Below are 15,640 nucleotides of genomic sequence, written 5' to 3'. Positions count from 1 at the left end.
GGCCCACGCCATGCCCGCAGATCTCGCCGTCATCGGACTCGGTCATCTCGGCCTGCCCCTCGCCCAGGCCGCCGTAGCCGTCGGCATCGAGACCATCGGCTATGACACCGACCCACGCCGACTGCCCGAACCGGCGGCGGGATGCACTCCGGCCGACATCCGCCGCATGTTCGCCGGTGGCTTCCGGACCGTCACGGACCCGGCCGAGCTCGGACGCGTACGCACCGCCGTCATCTGTGCCCCCACCCCTCCCGGAGCCGACGGGGCCCTCGATCTCACCGCCCTCGCCGAGTCCGCCCGGGCACTCGCCGCGCGGCTGCGCCCGCACACCACCGTGCTGCTCGAATCGGCCGTCCAGCCCGGCACCACGGAGACCTTCCTCCGCCCGATCCTCGAAGAGGGCTCCGGGCTGCGCGCCGGCCGCGACTTCCATCTCGCGTACTCCCCCAGCCGGGTCGACCCCGGCAGCCGCACCCATGGCTACGCCAACACCCCCAAGGTCATCGGCGGCCTCACCCCCGCATGCACCGAATCGGCCGCCGCCTTCTACGGACGCCTCACCGACAAGGTCGTCCGCGCGCGCGGGCCGCGCGAGGCCGAGACCGTCAAGGTCCTCGAAACGAACTTCCGCCACGTCAACATCGCCCTGGTCAACGAGATGGCCGTGCTCTGCCACGACCTGGGCGTCGACCTCTGGGACGTCATCCGCTGCGCCGAGACCAAGCCCTTCGGCTTCCAGGCCTTCCGCCCGGGCCCTGGCGTCGGCGGCCACGGCGCCCCGCTGGACCCGGGCCTCGTCCCGCCCGCCGGCCGCGGCTCGGGCCACCCCCTGCGGATGGTCGGCCTCGCCCAGGAAATCAACACCCGTATGCCGCAGTACGTCATCCAGCGCTGCGCCACGCTCCTCAACGAACACGGCAAATCGGCCCGCGGCGCGCGCGTGCTGCTCCTCGGCGTCACCTACAAGCCTGACCTCCCCGACCTGGAGGCCTCCCCTGCCACCGAGATCGCCCGCCGTCTGATGGACCTGGGCGCGGCCGTCAGCTACCACGACCCGTACGTCCCCGACTGGCGCGTTCGCGAACTCCCGGTCCCCCGCGCGGACTCGCTCTACGAGGCCGCCGCCAGCGCGGATCTGACGGTGCTGCTCCAGCACCACCGCACGTACGACCTGCAGGGCCTGGCCGTCAAGGCCCAACTCCTCCTGGACACAAGGGGAGCCACCCCGGCCGGGGCCGCACACCGCCTCTGAGCCCCCAACAGCCGCATTCCAACAGCTCGATAACGCAGTGCCGAACTGTCCTGCCCGGCTGCTAGTCTCCGGGATCTCCGCCCGCACACTCGTGCGAGGCATCCGTCCCTGGGGGGAAATTCCAGATGAGCCAGCCTGTTCCACCGTCGTCCGGCAACCCGTTCGCCGGCGGCGACGCCGCCCCGTACGCCCCAACTCCGCCTGCCGCGCCCGTCCGTGACAACGTCGGCATCGGCATCGTCGTCGCCGTCGTCGCCGCACTGGTCGGCGCGGGTGCGTACGGCGCCCTCAGCGGTGCCATCGAGCGCGAGATCGGCTACGCGGCCATCGGCGTCGGCTTCCTCATCGGCTTCGCCGCCGCCAAGGTCGGCGGCCGCAACCCCGCGCTGCCCGTCGTCAGCGCGCTGCTCGCGCTCCCCGCCGTGTACGTGGGTCAGTTGATAGGGGGCGCTGTCGTCCTCGCCAAGCTGACGGACGCCGCCTTCCTGGACGTCTTCATCGACAGGTTCGATCTGCTGACCGACGCCTGGAGCAAGTCGGCGGACGGCATGACGTACGTCTTCCTCGCCATCGGCGCCGTCGCCGCGTTCGGTGGCGCCAAGAAGGCCAACGGCTAAGGGCCGACGGCTGATCCGGACAAACGGAAAGGAGCCCCGCACCACCCGGTGCGGGGCCCCTTTCGTACGCGGCGGATTCAGCGGCGGTGCTGCGAGTCGGCCACCGTCACCTCGACGCGCTGGAACTCCTTGAGCTCGCTGTAGCCCGTCGTCGCCATCGCCCGGCGCAGCGCGCCGAAGAAGTTCATCGATCCGTCGGGGCTGTGCGAGGGACCGGTGAGTACCTCCTCGGTCGTGCCCACGATGCCTAGGTCCACCAGCTTGCCGCGCGGCACGTCCTCGTGGACAGCCTCCATGCCCCAGTGGTGCCCGCGGCCCGGCGCGTCCGTCGCGCGGGCGAGCGGGGAGCCGATCATCACGGCGTCCGCGCCGCACGCGATCGCCTTCGGCAGGTCGCCGGACCAGCCCACGCCACCGTCCGCGATGACATGCACATACCGGCCGCCGGACTCGTCCATGTAGTCCCGGCGGGCCGCGGCCACATCGGCCACCGCCGTCGCCATCGGGACCTGGATGCCCAGGACATTGCGCGTGGTGTGCGCGGCGCCGCCGCCGAAGCCGACCAGGACGCCCGCGGCGCCCGTACGCATCAGATGCAGCGCGGCCGTGTAAGTGGCGCAGCCGCCCACGATGACCGGCACGTCGAGCTCGTAGATGAACTGCTTCAGGTTCAGCGGCTCGGCCGCGCCCGAGACGTGCTCGGCCGAGACCGTCGTACCGCGGATGACGAAGATGTCCACACCGGCGTCGACAACGGCCTTGGAGAACTGCGCGGTGCGCTGCGGCGAGAGCGCGGCGGCGGTCACCACACCCGAGTCGCGCACCTCCTTGATCCGCTGCCCGATCAGCTCCTCCTTGATCGGGGCGTCGTAGATCTCCTGCAGACGACGCGTCGCGGCGGCCTCGTCCAGCTCGGAGATCTCGTCGAGCAGCGGCTGCGGGTCCTCGTAGCGGGTCCACAGGCCTTCGAGGTTCAGTACGCCCAGACCGCCCAGCTCACCGATGCGGATCGCGGTCTGCGGGGAGACCACCGAGTCCATCGGAGCGGCCAGGAAGGGCAGCTCGAAGCGGTAGGCGTCGATCTGCCAGGCGATCGAGACCTCCTTCGGGTCCCGGGTGCGCCGGCTCGGTACGACGGCGATGTCATCGAACGCGTACGCCCGGCGGCCGCGCTTGCCGCGCCCGATCTCGATCTCAGTCACGATGTGTGGCCTCTCCCTCTACGTCTGCGCCTACCAGTATCCCCGACGCACACGTCAGGGGCGGTCCCGGGAATCCCCGGGACCGCCCCTGAGCACGTGTGGACTACTTCCTGCTGTAGTTCGGCGCCTCGACCGTCATCTGGATGTCGTGCGGGTGGCTCTCCTTGAGCCCCGCCGAAGTGATCCGCACGAAGCGGCCCTTGCTCTCCATCTCGTCGATGGCGGCTGCCCCGACATAGCCCATGGTCTGGCGCAGACCGCCGACCAGCTGGTGGAGCACCGCCGACAGCGGGCCGCGGTAGGGCACCTGGCCCTCGATGCCCTCGGGGACGAGCTTGTCGTCGGAGGCCACCTCGGCCTGGAAGTAGCGGTCCTTGGAGTACGAGCGGCCCTGGCCGCGCGACTGCATGGCGCCGAGCGAACCCATGCCCCGGTAGGACTTGAACTGCTTGCCGTTGATGAAGAGCAGCTCGCCCGGGGACTCCTCGCAGCCCGCGAGAAGACTGCCCAGCATGACCGTGTCGGCGCCGGCGGCGAGCGCCTTGCCGATGTCGCCGGAGTACTGCAGGCCGCCGTCACCGATGACCGGAACGCCCGCCGCACGCGCGGCCAGCGCCGCCTCGTAGATCGCCGTGACCTGCGGGACGCCGATACCGGCGACCACTCGGGTCGTACAGATGGAGCCGGGGCCGACACCGACCTTGACGCCGTCCACACCGGCGTCGATCAGGGCCTGGGCACCGTCACGGGTCGCCACATTGCCGCCGATGACGTCGACGCCCACGCTCGACTTGATCTTCGCCATCCAGTTGAGGGCGTTGCTGTTGTGCCCGTGCGAGGTGTCGACGATGAGGAAGTCGACGCCCGCCCCGGCCAGCGCCTGGGCCCGCTCCAGAGCCTCCGGGCTGGCACCCACAGCCGCGCCGACGAGCAGACGGCCCTCGGAGTCCTTCGCCGCATGGGGGTACTGCTCGGCCTTGACGAAGTCCTTGACCGTGATCAGGCCCTTGAGGATGCCCGCGTCGTCGACCAGCGGAAGCTTCTCGATCTTGTGGCGGCGCAGCAGCTCCATGGCGTCCACGCCGGAGATGCCGACCTTGCCGGTGACCAGCGGCATCGGGGTCATGACCTCGCGCACCTGGCGCGTACGGACGGTCTCGAAAGCCATGTCGCGGTTGGTGACGATGCCGAGCAGCTTGCCCGCGGCGTCGGTGACCGGCACGCCGCTGATACGGAACTTGGCGCACAGGGCGTCCGCCTCGGCGAGCGTGGCATCGGGATGCACCGTGATCGGGTCGGTGACCATTCCGGACTCGGAACGCTTGACCAGGTCGACCTGGTTCACCTGGTCCTCGATGGACAGATTGCGGTGCAGCACGCCCACGCCGCCCTGGCGCGCCATGGCGATCGCCATCCGCGATTCGGTGACCTTGTCCATCGCCGCTGAGAGCAGCGGGATATTCACCCGGACGTTCCTGGAGACACGGGACGAGGTGTCGACCGCGTTCGGAAGTACTTCCGAAGCACCCGGCAACAGCAGCACATCGTCGTAGGTCAGCCCGAGTGTCGCGAATTTATCGGGCACTCCGTCGACGTTGGTCATGACACCTTCCCCAAATGGCCTTGATCGGTGCGGATGTCCATGCTAACGGGCCCGGAAGCAGTCTCATTCCACGATCAAGATCGTCGAACAGCTTTGTGTGTTCATACGTGCGCGAGATGCCGTACGACTCACCGCTCGGCTCACTGTTCGGCCAGGGCGCGCAACCGGCTGAGAGCGCGGTGCTGCGCGACCCGTACCGCGCCGGGTGACATGCCCAGCATCTGCCCCGTCTCCTCGGCGGTCAGCCCGACCGCGACCCGCAGGACCAGCAGCTCGCGCTGGTTCTCCGGAAGGTTGGCGAGGAGCCTCTTGGCCCATTCGGCGTCGTCGCTGAGCAGCGCGCGCTCCTCAGGACCGAGGGAGTCGTCGGGCCGCTCGGGCATCTCGTCGGAGGGCACCGCCGTCGATCCCGGATGCCGCATGGCGGCCCGCTGCAGATCGGCGACCTTGTGCGACGCGATGGCGAAGACGAAGGCCTCGAAGGGCCTTCCGGTGTCCTTGTAGCGCGGCAGCGCCATCAGAACCGCGACGCAGACCTCTTGGGCGAGGTCCTCCACGAAATGACGCGCATCGCCGGGCAGCCGGCTGAGCCGGGTGCGGCAATAGCGAAGTGCGAGCGGATGGACGCACGCCAGAAGATCGTGCGTAGCCTGCTCGTCGCCATCGACGGCACGGTGAACGAGTGCACCGATCACCGTGGTCTCGTCGTCGCGCATCGGTCCATGGTGCCTTGGCGGCTGAGCATCCGTGGCACTGCGTCCAATGTTGTGCACCGAAGCGTTATGAGCAGGTGCGCCGGAACTCATCTCCTGCGCCCTCCCCTCCCGCTCGACCGACTCGTCCCCGAGGAACTCCACCCCTCAAGGATGCGGCATCGCGAGGGAAACGGATGCCCGCGGTCATCCGTCGCCCCGCCCACCCGGCGGCGGGCGGGGTTCATCGTGCCCCCGCGACAGCCCACCCGTCCGCCTAGCGGACCAGGCCCCAGCGGAATCCGAGCGCGACGGCGTGCGCCCGGTCCGAGGCGCCGAGCTTCTTGAAAAGCCGCCTGGCGTGGGTCTTCACGGTGTCCTCGGAGAGGAAGAGCTCCCGGCCGATCTCGGCGTTCGACCGGCCGTGGCTCATGCCTTCGAGCACCTGGATCTCACGCGCGGTGAGGGTGGGTGCCGCGCCCATTTCGGCCGAGCGCAGCCGCCGCGGGGCGAGCCGCCAGGTCGGGTCGGCGAGCGCCTGGGTGACCGTGGCCCTCAGTTCGGCCCGCGATGCGTCCTTGTGCAGATAACCGCGGGCACCGGCGGCGACCGCGAGCGCGACACCGTCCAGGTCCTCGGCGACGGTGAGCATGATGATCCGGGCGCCCGGGTCGGCGGACAGCAGCCGGCGGACGGTCTCGACACCGCCGAGTCCGGGCATGCGTACGTCCATCAGAATCAGGTCCGAGCGGTCGGCGCCCCAGCGGCGGAGCACTTCCTCGCCGTTGGCCGCGGTCGTCACGCGCTCGACGCCGGGTACGGTCGCAACCGCCCGGCGGAGCGCCTCTCGGGCAAGCGGGGAGTCGTCGCAGACGAGGACGGATGTCATGGCCGCCCTCCGCAGCTGATGCGCGTCACCTTGAGCCTCCAGGCTGGGTACGTTTCGTCACCTGTGCGGTTGAACGCTCTCGGACATGTGCCCTAGCGCTTGTTCTTTCAACCGCCTCCGCACTCTCAACGACGGTCACTCGAAAGAGTTACGGGTCGGACTTCCGCCTTCAGCACTCTATGTGAGGGGCCGTGCGCGGAGGAGAGCACTGCAGGTGATGGAGCGTTTCACCTGGAACCTATGCCCCATTTAGCTGCTTTTCTTCCCTTTTTGCGGTGTCTGTAGCTAGATTCGCAATGAGTCATATTTACATCTACTTAGACAGTAGATGTACGGTCGTGAGGCACACGCGGGTGCCGGACGGGTGCCGGATACGGCTCGGATCCCGCTCCGGATCCTGCCCGCATCCCGCTCGTGCGCTACCTGACCTGTATCCACTCAGTACGGTTTCAAGGGGACATGCGCTATGGCAGATTTCTCCCGCCTTCCCGGACCCAACGCCGATTTGTGGGACTGGCAGCTCCTCGCCGCCTGCCGCGGGGTGGACAGTTCGCTCTTCTTCCACCCCGAGGGCGAGCGGGGAGCCGCACGAAGTGCGCGCGAGAACTCGGCGAAAGAGGTCTGCATGAGGTGCCCGGTACGAGCGGAGTGCGCGGCGCACGCGCTGGCGGTGCGGGAGCCGTACGGCGTGTGGGGTGGACTGACGGAGGACGAGCGGGAGGAGCTGATGGGGCGTGCGCGACATCGCCTGATCCCGGCGACCAGCGTGGGAGGACCGGCGCGGAGCTGACGCCCGCACTGGGGAAAAGTTCGAAGAAACGTTCCTGCACCACCCCCGTCCGGCTCTTCGGCGGGGGTGGTCCGGTCAGCGGGGCGCGGCCAGGGCCAGCTGATCGAGCGTGGCGGCGACCGCAGGGACCTGGGCCAGATCCGGCAGCGTGAGCGCGACGATCTCGCGCTGGACGGACGGCTCCACGGTGACGGTCCGTGCACCCTTCAGCCGTACGGACTCCATCGCGAGTCCGGGCAGCACCGCCACGCCGAGACCCGCGGCAACCAGGCCGATCACGGCCGGATGGTCGTCCGTGGCGAAGTCGATCCGGGGCGTGAACCCGGCCTTCTCGCAGACCTCGACGAGCTGGCGGCGACAGCGCGGACAGCCCGCGATCCAGGACTCGTCCGCGAGGTCCGCGATGGCCACGGACTCGGCGCCGGCCAGCCGGTGGCCCTCGGGGACAAGGCCGACGAGGCGGTCGGCGAGCAGGGGGCGGACGACCAGGTCGTCCCATTCCGCGGCCGCAGAGCCGTACCGGAAGGCGAGCGCCACATCGCAGTCGCCCTCGCGCAGCATCTCCACCGAACGCGGCGGCTCTGCCTCGACGAGCGAGACCCGGGTGCCCGGATGGGCCGCGCGCAGCGCGGCGAGCGCGGTCGGTACGAGCGTGGAGCTGCCGCTGGGGAAGGACACGAGCCGCACCCGGCCCGCCCGCAGACCCGCGATGGCGGCGATCTCCTCCTCGGCGGCGGTCAGCCCGGCGAGGATGCCGGAGGCGTGGCGTACGAGAACTTCACCCGCCTGGGTCAGCCGCGTCTCACGACCCGTACGGACCAGCAGCGGGGTGCCCGCGGATGCTTCGAGTGCCTTCATCTGCTGGCTGACGGCCGGCTGGGTGCAGCCGAGCCGGCGCGCGGCCGCGGAGAACGAACCGGTGGCGGCCACGGCGCGCAGAACTCTCAGATGACGGGCTTCGATCACCCTTCGAATATAAGGGAGGCTTGGAGGGGAACCTTCCTTCTGATTTGTTCCTTTGGGAGCGGGGGTTAGCGTGTTGTCCATGAAGCTTCTGACCGTGAATGTGGGCCGGCCGAAGATCGTCGAGTACACCGACACACCGGGCGGCGCGACCGGCATCGACAAACAGCCGGTGGAGGGAGCCGTGCGGGTGAGCGACCCCGGTCCCAAGGGCGAAGGGGCCGGCGGTGTCGCGGGGGACGCGGTCTGCGATCTGCGCCACCACGGCGGCACCGACCAGGCGGTGTACGCGTTCGCGCGTGAGGATCTCGACTTCTGGGAGCGGGAGTTGGGGCGGCCCCTCGGCAACGGCGCGTTCGGCGAGAACCTCACCACGAGCGGGCTCGATGTGAGCGGGGCGAAGATCGGCGAGCGCTGGCGGATCGGCGACGGCCTGGTGCTCGAAGTGACGAGCGCTCGCATTCCGTGTCGTACGTTCGCGAGCTGGCTGGGCGAGAAGGGCTGGGTCAAGCGCTTCACCCAGCAGGGCGCGCCCGGCGCGTATCTGCGGGTCGTCGAGCCCGGCGAGATCCGCGCGGGCGACCCGATCGAGATCGTGCACCGGCCGGACCACGAGGTGACGGTCGGCATGGCGTTCAGGGCCGAGACCACCGAGCGGACCCTGCTGCCCAAGGTGCTCGCGGCGGGCGACGCGCTCCACCCCGAGCTGCTCAGGGCCGCACGGGAGTACGTCGCCAAGCAGAGCGCGTAGCGCCGGTTTCCGGGCGCGGCGGGCACGGTGGACGCGTACGCCGCGCCCGAACACGGGGCACTAACGTGCCGCCTATGACGACTGCACTGATTACGGGAGCGACCGCGGGGATCGGCGCCGCGTTCGCGCGGCGGCTCGCGGCCGAGGGACACAACCTGGTGCTGGTGGCCCGCGACACCGCGCGGCTGCAGGAGCAGGCCACCGAACTGCACGACCGGCACGGCATCGAGGCGGAGGTGCTGACCGCCGACCTGTCGCAGGACGAGGGCATCGCGGCGGTCGAGAAGCGGCTGGCCCACCGCACGGATCCGGTGGATCTGCTGGTCAACAACGCCGGGTTCGGGAACAAGGGGCGCTTTCTGGAAGTGTCCATGGCCGATGAGTTGACGATGCTGAAGGTGCACTGCGAGGCGGTGCTGCGGCTCACGTCGGCGGCGACCGGGGCGATGCGGGAGCGCGGGCGTGGCGGCGTGGTGAATGTGGCATCGGTGGCCGCGTTCGTGCCGCGCGGGACCTATGGCGCGTCGAAGGCGTGGGTCGTGCAGTTCACACAGGGTGCCGCACGGGATCTGGCGGGGTCGGGGGTGCGGCTGATGGCGCTCTGCCCCGGTTTCGTACGCACCGAATTCCATGAGCGGGCCGGAATGGGCACCGACAACATCCCCCGGTGGATGTGGCTCGACGCGGACAAGCTGGTGGCGGCCGCGCTGGCGGATCTGGCACGCGGCAAGTCGCTGTCGATTCCGGACCCTCGCTACAAGGCGCTGATGGGTGTGGTGAAGCTGGCGCCGCGGGGGCTGATCGGCGGGGTCACGTCCAGGACAGGCCGGAAGTACGGTCCGCAGTAGGGCCCCGGTAGGGGTGTGACGGCTGCCGTCGGGCCGGCGGCTGCGGACGGCAGCCTCGGGAGTCGCGACGAAAGCGAGCCGTGTGCTCCTTCTCGCCGGTGATGCGGCCGTCCGCCCAAGTCGGCCTCGTCGTTCGCCCAGTGACCTCAAGCGGCATACGAGGAGCTCGAGTTCCACCATGGGCCACGCCACCGACCATCGCCCGGCGGACAACCCCGGCGAGCGCCGCGTCCCCGTCGAACGCGCCACGGAACGCCTCACGATGCGCGCCGCGCAGCGCCCCGCCGTCCTGCTCGCCATGGGCCCCGGCATCGCCGAGCGCCTGTTCGCCGACCGCCATCGCGACCGCCTCGCCACGCTCGCCCGCAGCGATCCGCGGCTGATCGCCCACGACCTCGCCGCCCCCACGCCCGCCGTCGCCGCCGCCCTCGCCGAGGCCGATGTCCTGTTCACCTGCTGGGGCGCCACCCCGCTGACGCGCGAAGTCCTCGAGCGGGCACCTCGCCTGCGCGCGGTCGTGCACGCGGCGGGCTCCGTCAAGCACCACATCACCGACGCCTGCTGGGAGCGCGGCATCGCGGTCACCTCTGCCGCCGCGGCCAATGCCCTGCCCGTCGCCGAGTACACCCTTGCCGCGATCCTCTTCGCCGGCAAGCACGTCCTGCGCTCCGCCAAGCGCTACGAGGAACTGCGCGCCGGCTACGACTGGCGGCGTGAACTCGACAGCGCGGGCAACTACCGCCGCACGGTGGGTATCGTCGGAGCATCCAGGATCGGCCGTCGCGTCATCGAGCTCCTGCGCCCCTTCGATCTGCAGGTCCTGCTCCACGACCCGTACGTCACCGCAGCCGAGGCCGCCGCACTGGGCGTCGTCCCCACCGGCCTCGACGAGCTCTGCGGCCGCAGTGACATCGTCACCATCCACGCCCCTCAGCTCCCGGCCACCCACCACATGCTCGACGCGCGCCGCCTCGCGCTGCTGCCGGACGGGGCGACCCTGATCAACACCGCGCGCGGCTCGCTGATCGACGAGCAGGCGCTGCTCGCGGAGCTGGTGTCGGGCCGACTGCATGCCGTACTCGACGTCACCGACCCCGAAGTCCCGCCCGCCGACTCGCCGTTGTACACCCTGCCGAATGTGCTGCTGACCCCGCACATCGCGGGCTCACTGGGCAATGAACTCCACCGTTTGACGGACCGGGCCCTCGACGAACTGGAGAGGTTCGCGGCCGGACTGCCCTTCGCGGACCCGGTGCATCCGGGGACCCTGAATCACTCCGCCTGAACCGGCACTATCCCCAAATCTCACTAAACTGGACGTATCCCACCCAACCCGTGGAACCGGGAGACGCGATGAAATTCGTACAGATAATCGACTGCAAGACCGAGCGGTTCGACGAGATGGACCGGCTCATGGACAAATGGGTCGAACAGACCAAGGGCAAGCGGACCGCGACGCACAGCCTCATCGGCAAAGACCGCACCGATGGCTCCCACCTCGTCGAGATCGTCGAATTCCCTTCGTACGAAGAGGCGATGGCGAACTCAAAGCTTCCGGAGACCGACCGGATCTTCCAGGAGATGGTGGCGCTCTGCGACGGCATGCCCACCTTCACGGACCTCGATGTGGTCCGCGACGAGCAGTTGAACCAGGCAACTTCCCGGCGGTTCTTCCACGAGGTCGCCGTGGGGGGCAACCTCGACGCCATTGACGAGCTGTTCGCGGCCGACTACGCCGACCACGACGTCGCCAAGGAAGAGGAAACCGTGGTCGGGTCCGACGGAATCCGCCGCGATGTCAGCCAGTGGCGGGCCGCCTTCGACTTCACCTTCGATCTCGACCGGCAGATCTGCGAGGGCGACGACGTCGTGACCCTGTGGACCTGGACCGGCACCCACAAGGGCGAATTCATGGGGATCGCGCCCACGGGCAGGCAGTGCACGATGACCGGCACCACGATCTTCCGGTTCAAGAACGACAAGATCCAGGAAGGCTGGTGGCACGAGGACCTCATGGGCCTGATGCGCCAGCTCGGCGCCATCGGCTGAGGCCGCACACGCTCGGCCGGACACCGGTACGACGCAGACCGGAACGGTGAAGGCCCCGGTTCCCGCCAGTGGCGGGAACCGGGGCCTTCGCACCTCGTACGACGTCACACGTCAGTGGCTGTGGCCGTGGCCGTGCCCGTGACCTGCGTCGGACTCGTCCTCGGCCGGCTTCTCGACGACCAGGGTCTCGGTCGTGAGCAGCAGCGAGGCGATGGACGCGGCGTTCTCCAGAGCGGAGCGCGTGACCTTGACCGGGTCGATGACGCCGGCCTTCACCAGGTCGCCGTACTCGCCGGTCGCGGCGTTGAAGCCCTGGCCGGCCTCCAGCTCCGCCACCTTGGCGGTGATGACGTAGCCCTCGAGACCGGCGTTCTCGGCGATCCAGCGCAGCGGCTCGACGACGGCGCGGCGGACGACCGCGACACCGGTGGCCTCGTCGCCCTCCTTGCCCAGGCCGCCCTCGAGCACCTTGGCGGCGTGGACGAGCGCGGAGCCACCACCGGAGACGATGCCCTCCTCGACCGCGGCGCGGGTCGCGGAGATGGCGTCCTCCAGACGGTGCTTCTTCTCCTTCAGCTCCACCTCGGTGGCGGCGCCGACCTTGATCACGCACACGCCGCCGGCCAGCTTCGCGAGGCGCTCCTGGAGCTTCTCGCGGTCCCAGTCGGAGTCCGTGGACTCGATCTCGGCCTTGATCTGGTTGATGCGGCCGACGACGTCCTCGTGCTTGCCGCCACCGTCGACGACGGTGGTGTCGTCCTTGGAGATCGTCACGCGGCGGGCGCTGCCCAGCACGTCCAGACCGGCCTGGTCGAGCTTGAGGCCGACCTCCTCGGCGATGACGGTGGCACCGGTGAGGGTGGCCATGTCCTGGAGCATCGCCTTGCGGCGGTCACCGAAGCCGGGAGCCTTGACGGCCACGGCGTTGAAGGTGCCACGGATCTTGTTCACGACCAGGGTCGAGAGGGCCTCGCCCTCGACGTCCTCGGCGATGATCAGGAGCGGCTTGGAGCCACCGGCCTGGATGACCTTCTCGAGGAGGGGCAGCATGTCCTGGATGGAGGAGATCTTGCCCTGGTTGATCAGGATGTACGGGTCGTCGAGGACGGCCTCCATACGCTCCTGGTCGGTCACCATGTACGGAGACAGGTAACCCTTGTCGAAGGCCATGCCCTCGGTGAAGTCGAGCTCCAGACCGAAGGTGTTGGACTCCTCGACGGTGATGACACCGTCCTTGCCGACCTTGTCCATGGCCTCGGCGATGAGCTCGCCGACCTGCTGGTCCTGCGCCGAGAGCGCGGCGACAGCGGCGATGTCCGCCTTGTCGTCGATCGGGCGGGCGGTCGCGAGCAGCTCGTCGCAGACGGCCTTGACCGCGGCGTCGATGCCCTTCTTCAGGGCGGCCGGGGAGGCGCCGGCGGCGACATTGCGCAGGCCCTCGCGGACCAGCGCCTGGGCCAGCACGGTGGCGGTGGTGGTGCCGTCACCCGCGATGTCGTTGGTCTTGGTCGCCACCTCCTTCACCAGCTGGGCACCGAGGTTCTCGTACGGGTCCTCGATCTCGACCTCGCGGGCGATCGTGACACCGTCGTTGGTGATGGTGGGGGCGCCGAACTTCTTGTCGATGACGACGTTGCGGCCACGGGGGCCGATCGTCACCTTGACCGTGTCGGCAAGCTTGTTGACGCCGCGCTCGAGGGCGCGACGGGCGTCCTCGTCGAACTTCAGGATCTTCGCCATGGGAGCTTCTCTGTCCTCTCAAACGAACTGCGCCCCTGGGCACCCGGCTACTTCAGTGCGGGGGCCAGGGGCGCAGATCAAAAACGTGGGTGAATTACTTCTCGACGATCGCGAGCACGTCGCGAGCCGAGAGGACGAGGTATTCCTCGCCGTTGTACTTCACCTCGGTGCCGCCGTACTTGCTGTACAGCACGACGTCGCCGGTCTTGACGTCGAGCGGAAGACGCTCGCCGTTCTCGAAGCGGCCCGGGCCCACGGCAAGGACGACGCCCTCCTGGGGCTTCTCCTTCGCGGTGTCCGGGATGACCAGGCCAGAGGCCGTGGTCTGCTCGGCGTCGAGCGGCTGGACCACAATGCGGTCCTCGAGCGGCTTGATGGCAACCTTGGAGCTGGCGGTCGTCACGATCCGACCTCCCCCTTCGGAGATCTCACGGGGTTAACTGTCTGGGTGGCGACCAGGTGGATCCGTCGTCGCGGGTGCCGGACCTGCCCGTCGCTGCGTTGGCACTCTCCAGTGGGGAGTGCCAGACCCGAGACTATGACTGCGATTAGCACTCGGTCAAGCGGAGTGCCAATTCACCGGTGCGCCGCGGTGCGGTCCCGGTACGGACAACGCCGCCGCCGATGCCAGGGTTCCGCCGCCCGGGCGGCGCCAGGTCAAACGCAGTCCTCCAGTCGCCCCACCGCATACCCCTGCTCCTGGATACGGCGCAGCAGCGCCCTCGCCGCGCCGGCATCCGCCCTGAGGATGTCGCCGGGCCGCAGCCGTTCGCCCAGCGCGTACTCACCGAACTCCCGGCCGAGCACCAACGCACTGACCCCGCAGTCGGCTGCGGCCCGCAGCGTGTCCGCGTTGTACGCACCGTGGGGCGGGTGGAACAGGCGGCTGCGGCGCTGCCCGCAGATCTCGGCGCGCTGTCCCTCGTACGGGAGCGTGGACAGATCGGGCCGCCCCTCGGCGCGGAACAGGCTGACCGGCAGCCTCAGTTCGCCCGTCATCCGCACAAACCGCGGATCGGGCGCCCCACCCGCGTCGACGGCGAGGAAGACAACCTTGTCGCGGGTCGGCACATGGTCCACGACATACGCCGCCGAGAACTTGCGTGCGGGCGGCTGGGGCGCGCGGGCGAGCGGTCCGGCCAGCCCCCACCGCCTGTGCGCCGCGGACCGTGGCGCACCCGTACCTGGAGTGACCTGCCGCGCGGCCTTGCGCCCGAGGCGCTCGATCGGGTCGACCGACTGGGCGCACCCCGCGGTGAGGAGCGCACCGGCCGCCAGCAGCCCGGCCAGCAGCCGGTGCGACTGCCTCATACGTAGTCCTCCAGCTTGGCCACGGCGTAGCCCTTGTCGGTGACCGTCTTCATCACCCGCCGAATCATGTCCGGCATGCTGCCCTTCCAGTCTTTGCGGCCACGGAAGTGGGTGAGGATGATGTCGCCGGGGTGCAGGTCCCGGTCCAGCTCGCGCCACTCCATGCGATCGGGAAACGCCTCGGCCGCCCACAGGGGAATGGCTTTGATGCCGCACGACCGGGCGATGCGCAGCGTGTCCTCGTTGTAGCTGCCGTACGGCGGGCGGAAGAGCGGGGGCCTGATTCCGTACCGCTTCTCGAGCTTGGTCTGCTGGTCGCAGATCTCGTGCTTCTGCTGGGCGTACGAAAGTCCGCGCAGATAGCGGTGGTTGAGGGTGTGGTTGTGCAGCGAGACGCCTCGGTCCTGCATCTGCTTGAAGTAGCCGTAGTTGCTGCTGATCAGGTAGTCGCTGAGGAAGGCGCTGTACGGGATCTGAAGATCGCTCATCATCCGGAGAAGAGCGGGGTCCTTCTCCGCACCGTCGTCGATCGTCAGGAAGACAATCTTCTCCTTCACCGGCACGGTCGTGAAGACCGGTGGCAAGGACTCGCCGCCGTCGACCTCGAAGCCCTTGCGGGTGGTGATCTTCGGCTTGGCGCCGGGCGGCGGGGGCGCGGCGAGCGGCGTCTTGGCCAGGCCCCATTTCTTGGCGGCGACGGCCCGTACGGCCTGGGCACGCTTCACCTTCTCCACGTACGCGGAGAGCGCGCCTGCCGGTCCGGCCTGCCGACCGGGGGCGGCGGGCGAGCCGCCGGGGTCGTCCCACGACTCGGCGGCACATCCGGAGCCGATGGCGGCGACCATGAGCACGGTGAGGACCATTCGGGCCCACTTTCCATGCTTATTTTCCTTTTGTCGTACTAGTTGCATGGCGCTGGATCCTGTCAGCACG

The 15,640-nt window shown here is 69.3% G+C and carries 16 protein-coding genes; 7 read left to right on the top strand and 9 right to left on the bottom strand.

From position 1 onward, the window contains the following. The first annotated feature begins 10 nt into the window (after positions 1-10). Positions 11-1,252, top strand: coding sequence for a nucleotide sugar dehydrogenase (locus tag OOK40_RS26235; RefSeq protein WP_266486666.1), 1,242 nt, complete (start codon positions 11-13; stop codon positions 1,250-1,252). A gap of 125 nt (positions 1,253-1,377) precedes the next feature. Continuing rightward, positions 1,378-1,869 carry a hypothetical protein gene (locus tag OOK40_RS26230; protein WP_266486665.1) on the top strand — a complete coding sequence of 164 codons (492 nt, stop codon included), beginning with the start codon at positions 1,378-1,380 and terminating at the stop codon, positions 1,867-1,869. Positions 1,870-1,946: 77 nt separating this feature from the next. Here OOK40_RS26230 and OOK40_RS26225 read toward each other — a convergent pair whose 3' ends face one another. The 4 genes from OOK40_RS26225 to OOK40_RS26210 all read right to left on the bottom strand — a co-directional run bounded on the left by OOK40_RS26225 (position 1,947) and on the right by OOK40_RS26210 (position 6,255). Beyond that, the gene (locus OOK40_RS26225; protein WP_266486663.1) at positions 1,947-3,071 is read right to left on the bottom strand and encodes a GuaB3 family IMP dehydrogenase-related protein; all 1,125 of its coding nucleotides are present in this window, start codon (positions 3,069-3,071) and stop codon (positions 1,947-1,949) included. 103 nt (positions 3,072-3,174) lie between these two features. Continuing rightward, positions 3,175-4,674: an IMP dehydrogenase gene (gene guaB / locus OOK40_RS26220; RefSeq protein ID WP_266486662.1), complete on the bottom strand. Its 1,500-nt coding sequence runs from the start codon at positions 4,672-4,674 to the stop codon at positions 3,175-3,177. 140 nt (positions 4,675-4,814) lie between these two features. After that, positions 4,815-5,390: a sigma-70 family RNA polymerase sigma factor gene (locus tag OOK40_RS26215; protein WP_266486661.1), complete on the bottom strand. Its 576-nt coding sequence runs from the start codon at positions 5,388-5,390 to the stop codon at positions 4,815-4,817. A gap of 253 nt (positions 5,391-5,643) precedes the next feature. Next, positions 5,644-6,255, bottom strand: a complete 612-nt coding sequence (locus tag OOK40_RS26210) for a response regulator transcription factor (RefSeq protein WP_003948568.1) — start codon at positions 6,253-6,255, stop codon at positions 5,644-5,646. A gap of 466 nt (positions 6,256-6,721) precedes the next feature. Between OOK40_RS26210 and OOK40_RS26205 the strand changes: the two genes are divergently transcribed. After that, entirely contained in the window at positions 6,722-7,045 is a 324-nt protein-coding gene (locus tag OOK40_RS26205; protein ID WP_266486659.1) for a WhiB family transcriptional regulator, read from the top strand. Between the two features lie 75 nt (positions 7,046-7,120). On the opposite strand, the gene OOK40_RS26200 is transcribed toward OOK40_RS26205, so the two are convergent. Beyond that, positions 7,121-8,011: a LysR family transcriptional regulator gene (locus OOK40_RS26200; protein WP_266486658.1), complete on the bottom strand. Its 891-nt coding sequence runs from the start codon at positions 8,009-8,011 to the stop codon at positions 7,121-7,123. Between the two features lie 79 nt (positions 8,012-8,090). Between OOK40_RS26200 and OOK40_RS26195 the strand changes: the two genes are divergently transcribed. The 4 genes from OOK40_RS26195 to OOK40_RS26180 all read left to right on the top strand — a co-directional run bounded on the left by OOK40_RS26195 (position 8,091) and on the right by OOK40_RS26180 (position 11,656). Continuing rightward, complete coding sequence (locus OOK40_RS26195; protein ID WP_266486657.1) at positions 8,091-8,759, top strand: MOSC domain-containing protein; 669 nt, start codon at positions 8,091-8,093, stop codon at positions 8,757-8,759. Between the two features lie 74 nt (positions 8,760-8,833). Further along, positions 8,834-9,607 (top strand): SDR family oxidoreductase, encoded by a 774-nt coding sequence (locus OOK40_RS26190; RefSeq protein ID WP_266486656.1) that lies wholly within the window; start codon positions 8,834-8,836, stop codon positions 9,605-9,607. A 262-nt stretch (positions 9,608-9,869) separates the two neighbouring features. Beyond that, positions 9,870-10,892 carry a hydroxyacid dehydrogenase gene (locus OOK40_RS26185; RefSeq protein ID WP_266487642.1) on the top strand — a complete coding sequence of 341 codons (1,023 nt, stop codon included), beginning with the start codon at positions 9,870-9,872 and terminating at the stop codon, positions 10,890-10,892. Between the two features lie 68 nt (positions 10,893-10,960). Continuing rightward, a complete protein-coding gene (locus OOK40_RS26180; RefSeq protein ID WP_266486655.1) occupies positions 10,961-11,656 on the top strand; it encodes an ester cyclase in 696 nt (231 codons plus the stop codon). Between the two features lie 111 nt (positions 11,657-11,767). On the opposite strand, the gene groL is transcribed toward OOK40_RS26180, so the two are convergent. From groL to OOK40_RS26160, 4 genes are all read right to left on the bottom strand, one after another. Then, complete coding sequence (gene groL / locus OOK40_RS26175) at positions 11,768-13,396, bottom strand: chaperonin GroEL (RefSeq protein WP_266486654.1); 1,629 nt, start codon at positions 13,394-13,396, stop codon at positions 11,768-11,770. Between the two features lie 94 nt (positions 13,397-13,490). Then, on the bottom strand, positions 13,491-13,799 hold the full coding sequence (gene groES, locus OOK40_RS26170) for a co-chaperone GroES (RefSeq protein WP_266486653.1): 309 nt from the start codon (positions 13,797-13,799) through the stop codon (positions 13,491-13,493). 254 nt (positions 13,800-14,053) lie between these two features. Next, entirely contained in the window at positions 14,054-14,707 is a 654-nt protein-coding gene (locus OOK40_RS26165) for a hypothetical protein (protein WP_266486651.1), read from the bottom strand. After that, positions 14,704-15,570 (bottom strand): polysaccharide deacetylase family protein, encoded by an 867-nt coding sequence (locus OOK40_RS26160; protein ID WP_266486650.1) that lies wholly within the window; start codon positions 15,568-15,570, stop codon positions 14,704-14,706. The genes OOK40_RS26165 and OOK40_RS26160 overlap by 4 nt, the downstream gene beginning before the upstream one ends. Positions 15,571-15,640 lie beyond the last annotated feature (70 nt).

It is taken from the genome of Streptomyces sp. NBC_01481 (genome assembly GCF_026339995.1).
GTDB lineage: Bacteria > Actinomycetota > Actinomycetes > Streptomycetales > Streptomycetaceae > Streptomyces.
Note: the sequence above shows the minus strand (reverse complement) of the source record. Positions and strands in the feature narration are given on the sequence as shown.